Raw genomic sequence first — 1,788 nt, 5'->3', positions numbered from 1 at the left:
GCCATGGGCCACGAAGCTTTATTTCTGGAACATATTCCCCATTTAAAACAACACTTTAAAAATCCGATTAAAATTGAAAACGGAGTTTACATCACTCCACAAGAAGCGGGAAGCAGCTGTGATTTAAAATAACCCAAAATCTAACCAAATATGATCAGTACAACCGATATCGTAATTACCATTGCTTATATACTTTTTATTGTAACCATAGGCTTATGGACAGGAACGAGAAAAAAGAAAAACGAAGAAACCACCAGTGGAGAATACTTTTTGGCGGGCAAATCGCTTAAATGGCCTATGATTGGCCTGGCGCTGTTTGCAACAAACATTTCGTGTCTCCATTTGGTAAGTTTGGCACAGAGCGGATTTGACAGCGGCCTTTTAAATGGCAATTTTGAATGGATGGCGGCATTTACCCTTATTCTTTTGGCCTTATTATTTATTCCTTTCTATATCCGTTCGGGGATTTCTACTTTACCCGATTTTTTAGAGCGAAGGTATAACCGGGCCTGTAGAGACTGGCTGGCATTCATCTCTATCCTATCGGCCATCATTATTCACATTGCCTTTTCTTTTTTAGCGGGTGGTATTGTACTCGAAACCTTATTCGGCATAGATATGTATATAAGTATAGTGGTAATTGCCTCGCTAACCGGACTATACACCATTATTGGCGGTTTAAGGGCCGTGGTAGTTACCGAAACCATTCAAAGTTTGGTGTTGATTACCGGCGCCATTATCATTACAGTTTTTGCGTGGAATAAAGTTGGTGGCTGGAATCATATGACTGCTATACTGCAAAAAGAAAATGCCATGGATAAGCTCAGTATGATACGTCCGATTGGCGATAAGAGTGGAATGAGCTGGATAGCCGTATTTTTAGGGTATCCGGTTTTGGGTATTTGGTACTGGTGTGCTGATCAAACCATAGTACAACGTGTTTTAGGCGCAAAAGATGAAAACCATGCCCGCGTAGGTTCCTTGTTTTGCGGTTTCATCAAAATTTTACCCGTGTTTATTTTCGTGCTGCCTGGTTTGTTTGCTTATATCTTGTATAAATCGGGAACTATAGATTTATCGAGTTTGCAAACTGTTGGCGCCAAAGGCGAAATGGTACTAAATACCAAAGGCATTTATACCTTAATGATTACCCAGCTTTTGCCTAAAGGATTGGTAGGTATTTTGGTAGCCGCATTATTATCAGGATTAATGAGTCAAATTGCAGGTGCGTTAAATTCTATCGCTACATTAAGCAGTTATGATTTATACAAAAGATTTAAACCCGAAACCAGCGATAAAAAATTAGTTAGTGTAGGTCGCTGGTCGGCAGGCATTGCATTAGCCGTTTCAATAAGCCTCTTGCCATTATTAAATAGCTATCAAAGCCTTTTCGAAGGCATAAATGATGTAATCGCACATATTGCCCCTCCTATTACCTGTGTGTTCTTACTAGGGGTATTTTGGAAAAAAGCATCAGCTAAAGGGGCGCAATATACTTTGCTGCTCGGTTCTATTATTGGGGCGAGTGTTTTTGTGGTAAACAAATTATATGGTACAGAAACTATAATCGGCAAAATCCCCTTTATGATGATGGCATTTTACCTGTTCTGCATCTGTGTATTTATACAGGTTATATTTTCTTACATCTATCCTGTAAAACATACCGCCCAAAGCGAAGCCCTTTACTGGAATTCTATTTGGGAACCCCTTAAAAGTAAAGGCTGGAGCGGGATAGGCAACTACAAATTTCTGTCGGTGCTTTTATTGGTGATAATGGGTGTTTTATAC

Annotated in this window: 1 protein-coding gene; it reads left to right on the top strand. The window is 39.7% G+C overall.

The features are described 5' to 3' along the window. Positions 1–150: 150 nt before the first annotated feature. Positions 151–1,788: sodium:solute symporter (locus AC1DPQ_RS26730; protein WP_477611432.1), on the top strand; the 1,638-nt coding region annotated here is incomplete at its 3' end.

This window comes from Pedobacter sp. 01T416_2 (assembly GCF_056398925.1).
Note: the sequence above shows the minus strand (reverse complement) of the source record. Positions and strands in the feature narration are given on the sequence as shown.